This is a genomic window from Psychrobacter urativorans, from assembly GCF_904846695.1.
GTDB classification, from domain to species: Bacteria; Pseudomonadota; Gammaproteobacteria; order Pseudomonadales; family Moraxellaceae; genus Psychrobacter; species Psychrobacter urativorans.
In genome coordinates this window covers 1-4,610 of record NZ_CAJHBR010000045.1, presented here as the reverse complement: position 1 = coordinate 4,610, position 4,610 = coordinate 1, and the positions used below count along the sequence as shown (strand labels likewise).

Below are 4,610 nucleotides of genomic sequence, written 5' to 3'. Positions count from 1 at the left end.
TTACGTTTAATGCCTCTTGATACGCCGATTATCAAGAGCGTCATCTACGAGTACTACGCATTTACCAAACTCAACACCCCGTGTTAAACCTCTCTAATCCACGACTCCATTCAAGTCCTCACTAGGGAACTAAACCAGTAAAGACGCTTGATCTATTTCACTAGGGTTTGAGCAAAGGGCCTTAAGTTGATATCTTTTACAGATTTTCAGACTTGTTCTTGGTTGGTGGTACTGAGTAGGTTCCCACAACATGGGCAACTAATTCGTCAGATCCATCTGAGTATAAAGAAACCTCACCTACGACTAGACTTCTTCCAACTTTTAGCAGTTTGCACTCAGCAATAATGCGTGATTTTGCAGTTGGTTTACGTAAAAAGTTGATAGTTAGACTCGTGGTTACTGCTAATGGTACTATGCCAATTCTACCTAAGATAGCCACATAAAGAGCCACATCAGCAATTCCCATCATTACAGGTCCCGATACAGTACCTCCAGGTCTCAAATCATCTAAACCAATATCATGGGATAAAATTGACCCACTGCTATTTACTGCCTCAATCTTGTACTTTGCTTGAGGGAACTCAGACTTCATGAATTCAGCTATCTCTTCCTTGGTTGCTGACATAGGGCTTCCTTTAATCTAACAGTTATTGGCACCTCTATTCTATCCTAACTTTCCACCTTACTACGATAAAAAGTTATAGAGCCGTTTTAGGTCAGAGCACTAGTTTTAAAGTGCTTGACGGTTTGATGAGAGGTATACCTAAAAAATATCGTTTGTCTAATTGAAGACAACCTTTTTTCGATAATATCGGGAATGTATTAATTTATATTTACATTTATTGACCTAACAGTTACATTAAGACATCTGGCTAAAATATAGAGATAGTCCGTATCATTATCAGGTAGTGTCCATAACGCATGGATATGATCGGGTAAGATGACGATGGCGTCAGTGGTAAAGGGCATTTTTTGCTGCACCTTTTGATAAGCCTGTCGCAACTCATTGACCTGTGTGATGAGCAAATTGCTCTGACGGTCATGCAAATTAATAGTAAAAAAGTAGGTGGCTCCAGAGTTTCTGTTTCTAATATAATTTGGCATAGTTTTTTTGTTTTTATTATCAATAATGGTGGGTTACGCTACCGCTAACCCACCCTACAAAACACTTCTCCCTCATTTATTATCCATAACAATCCCATCAAAATAACCACGCATACCGCAGCGCGACTCTCGGTAGTCGTTATTGATATCTTTGAATAACAGCTGAGCTTTGCCTTGATAGATGGCCGGATATAAACGCAGCTCAACGGTCTTACCCGCTTGATAATCGTTTAATACCCAATGGTTCTCTGACCACATGGCTTTTTCATTATCGAGACTGCACGAATGAGCATTGGTGAAAATTAAATCTCCATCAATGATGGCAAGATAAGGTTTGTCAGAAACTTTATGAATAGAAACTGCATTGGTTACCTTACCCGTATCTTCCCAGCGCTGAGTATCCGGGTTATACATGGAGATATTTACCGTAGTGGCAAATTTACCAAAGGCTGTTTTATTGGGTAGCTCAGAAGCGCTTAAGCTTTCTGCATCGCCCCAAGTTACGCCATTGAGACTCTTTTTACCTAGATATTCTTGATATTCTCTAATGAGGCAGGCTTCGCTTTGGCAAGTGTTTCGCTGAAACTTCAACCATTGCCGCTGAGCATTTTTAGTGATAACTCTATGATTTTGGCTATAGTCCTCATTATCAGCACTCGCTAACTCGGCTTTATATTTTTTTGCCATATTCTCATCAAGTTGTGATAGCTCAGAGTTACTACAGACCGTTTTTTCGATCCAGGTACTGGCTTTACCGCAATCAAAGCTGGCCGAAAAAGCTGGCATGGCGAGTAGACTAGAACTTAGAAGACCGATAGCGGTTAGGGTGGTAAAGTTGAATAGTTTCATGCGGCTCTCTCTGTTTAAAATACGTGTTTTGAAACATAAAAATTATAGGGGAGTATTTTATTTGCTATAGTCAATCCACAATAAAATTAGTACAACCCATATTATGAAATAGTTTAGGTAGATTATTCTCCATCCATCCTTGGCGTAGAAATTTAGCCTGTGCCCATTTTTTCTCAATAGGGTTTAAATCGGGACTGTACGGCGGTAGAAATAACAAGCGATGACCATGTCTATTGAGCAGTCTCTGAACGCGTTTGTGAAAGCTAGCGTTATCCATGACAATCACGCATTTAGTTTTAAGGCTTGGTATTAGCGTGTCTTTGCGAGGGTGTCCTAGGTTCTGTGTAACTGACATTTAGCTTGCATTACTACTTACACAAAATTTAGGAAGGCCTCTCGCTTTATTATTCGTACATTCCTGCCCGACTCTGATACTGAAACCAAATAATGACAATAACGTTGCATTTTTTTGTTTTCCTGTTACTAGAATAGATTGATACTCGATGTTTTCAAAACGATTCAAATTATCATTCGTAATACACCAGCTTTATCTCTACAATCCCCCTTTATTTACACTATCAGATAGATTTAAGGTGAGTATTCCATGCTTTTGAGTATAGTTTACATTATTGGTATTACAGCAGAGGCAATGACGGGGGCACTAAGCGCGGGACGACAGAATATGGATTGGTTTGGGGTTATGCTTATCGCGAGTGTAACAGCGATAGGTGGTGGTAGTGTAAGAGATATCCTACTTGGTAACTACCCTTTAACTTGGGTAGAACATCCTAAATATTTATTAATTGTCTGTGTGGCCGGCCTTATAACGACTTGGTTGGCTAAATGGGTTGTTAAATTTAATGGCATTTTCATACGTTTGGATGCTTTAGGGCTGGCGGCCTTTAGTATCATTGGTTGTCAAGTAGGGCTTAACATGGGACTCCATTACGGTGTTTGTATAGTTGCGGCCATTGCAACAGGCGTCTTTGGCGGATTGCTGCGTGATTTAATATGTCGCCAAACCCCATTGGTTTTACATCATGAGTTATACGCTTCAGTTTCTTTAGTCATTGCTTGTTTATATTTGATACTTCAGCATTTTGCTATTAGTGGTAATGTCAGCGTCATTATTAGTTTAGTTACTGGTTACTTAATCCGTATGGTAGCAGTTAGAGCAAAGTGGCGATTACCCGTATTTCGTTTGTTAGAGAATGCGAAATAAAATAGTGATCCTACCGTTGTAATGATGTCTACGAGCGAGCTGTGTTATTTCAGAGAGCCTTCAAGGCTCTCTATTTTTCTACCATCATACTGACTCTTTTTTTGAGTGGTTAACGCCAAAAAGATGCTGATCTAGCTAATTTTTAGCATATTTACAAGCTTCATTAAGGCTTAGTAAGTATGGTATACCTATCTTCCAAACTCATCTTTAATCTTCTTCATTTTTTGTTCTGCTGCTGCTTCGTAAACCTTATAAGACTTATAGTCTTGTTAGACCTTCTGAGACAGTTATATCTGTATTACGCTAGTTAAATAGGGTCTAGAGAGAAGAAACGACCATAATTGCATAGAATTCTGCTAAAATAAAAACTACAAAACAGTTGTTGCTACAAGATTTGATAATTTAAATTAGAGCTATGAGAATACAGTGGCTCGCGTTTATCTTTGGTTCAAATTGTGAATGTTCAATACACCCTAATTATTATCTTCTGTATTAGCATTAAGTGTTATATCTAGCTAGATAGGATGAGTAGAAAATATCTCGTTCTATCTAGCTTTTTTTGTGTTGTGTTTTATATATAACCAAACAGAATTTATTAAAATACTGTGCTGTTCGATCATTATCAATGTATCCAGTTTTCAATCGTATATTTACACGCCGATCTACTTACAGACAAAAATTTTTAGGAGAGAAATTATGAGTATGGTATCTGAGTTTAAAGAGTTTGCTTTAAAAGGTAATGTAATGGACTTAGCTGTCGGTGTCATTATTGGTGGTGCATTTGGAACCATCACAACATCGTTAGTCGAAGACATCATGATGCCAATCGTCGCCCTTATTGCTGGCGGTGAAATCAACTTCAAGAATATGTTTGTGATATTAGGCGATGTGCCTGAAGGTATTGCTATGACTTATGACGCCTTGAAAGAAGCAGGCGTTCCTGTATTAGCTTATGGTAGCTTTATTACGGTACTTATTAACTTCCTGATTTTAGCATTCATCATTTTCATGATGGTGAAGATGGTCAATAGATTACGTCGTGCGGATGAAGTAAAGGAAGAAGTGCCAGAAAAACCTTCAGAAGAAGTGCAGTTACTTCGTGAGATTAGCGCTAAGCTTAGCAATACGAATGTTACTAAATAAGAGAGTCTAACCTGAGATGCTCTAATAGAATGAAAAAAGGAGCCCATCTGAACTGACCCCCAAATATTGGACGGTTTAGTTTACCCCAAGGACTGAGTCCTGTACTGCACAGGACTCAGTCCTTTTAGTTTCTATCAGTGACAATAACTGCTGCCTGAGCAGATAAGCCAAAGAGAGATAACGCCATACTTAGAATAACTTTTTTCATAGAACCTACTTTTTTTGATATCCAAAACACTGCTTTCAAGCATTAATAATACCCTATATTTGTTCAATAAAGTGAGTGCTATAT

At 38.4% G+C, this 4,610-nt stretch carries 5 protein-coding genes and 2 pseudogenes; 2 read left to right on the top strand and 5 right to left on the bottom strand.

The features are described from left to right. Positions 1-196: 196 nt before the first annotated feature. The 4 genes and pseudogenes from JMY09_RS14165 to JMY09_RS14155 form a co-directional block, all read right to left on the bottom strand. Positions 197-625: a PaaI family thioesterase gene (locus tag JMY09_RS14165; RefSeq protein WP_201624577.1), complete on the bottom strand. Its 429-nt coding sequence runs from the start codon at positions 623-625 to the stop codon at positions 197-199. 197 nt (positions 626-822) lie between these two features. Continuing rightward, a complete protein-coding gene (locus JMY09_RS14780; RefSeq protein WP_320157837.1) occupies positions 823-1,104 on the bottom strand; it encodes an REP-associated tyrosine transposase in 282 nt (93 codons plus the stop codon). 72 nt (positions 1,105-1,176) lie between these two features. Beyond that, a complete protein-coding gene (locus JMY09_RS14160) occupies positions 1,177-1,953 on the bottom strand; it encodes a lysozyme inhibitor LprI family protein (protein WP_201624575.1) in 777 nt (258 codons plus the stop codon). A gap of 70 nt (positions 1,954-2,023) precedes the next feature. Continuing rightward, positions 2,024-2,275 (bottom strand): annotated as a pseudogene (locus JMY09_RS14155) (transposase); the annotation flags it as partial. Between the two features lie 282 nt (positions 2,276-2,557). On the opposite strand from JMY09_RS14155, the gene JMY09_RS14150 reads away from it, so the two are divergent. Together JMY09_RS14150 and mscL are read left to right on the top strand one after the other, a co-directional pair. After that, positions 2,558-3,175 (top strand): trimeric intracellular cation channel family protein, encoded by a 618-nt coding sequence (locus JMY09_RS14150; protein WP_201542825.1) that lies wholly within the window; start codon positions 2,558-2,560, stop codon positions 3,173-3,175. A gap of 696 nt (positions 3,176-3,871) precedes the next feature. After that, positions 3,872-4,318, top strand: a complete 447-nt coding sequence (mscL, locus tag JMY09_RS14145; RefSeq protein ID WP_201624573.1) for a large conductance mechanosensitive channel protein MscL — start codon at positions 3,872-3,874, stop codon at positions 4,316-4,318. 80 nt (positions 4,319-4,398) lie between these two features. On the opposite strand, the pseudogene JMY09_RS14890 reads toward mscL, so the two are convergent. Next, positions 4,399-4,449, bottom strand: a pseudogene (locus JMY09_RS14890) (IS3 family transposase); the annotation flags it as partial. Positions 4,450-4,610: the final 161 nt, after the last annotated feature.

What these genes read in the sequence shown, in the direction of transcription:
- JMY09_RS14160 (WP_201624575.1), bottom strand. Translation starts at nt 1,953, where the DNA reads ATGAAACTATTCAACTTTACCACCCTAACCGCTATCGGTCTTCTAAGT.
- JMY09_RS14165 (WP_201624577.1), bottom strand. Translation starts at nt 625, where the DNA reads ATGTCAGCAACCAAGGAAGAGATAGCTGAATTCATGAAGTCTGAGTTC.
- JMY09_RS14780 (WP_320157837.1), bottom strand. Translation starts at nt 1,104, where the DNA reads ATGCCAAATTATATTAGAAACAGAAACTCTGGAGCCACCTACTTTTTT.
- mscL (WP_201624573.1), top strand. Translation starts at nt 3,872, where the DNA reads ATGAGTATGGTATCTGAGTTTAAAGAGTTTGCTTTAAAAGGTAATGTA.
- JMY09_RS14150 (WP_201542825.1), top strand. Translation starts at nt 2,558, where the DNA reads ATGCTTTTGAGTATAGTTTACATTATTGGTATTACAGCAGAGGCAATG.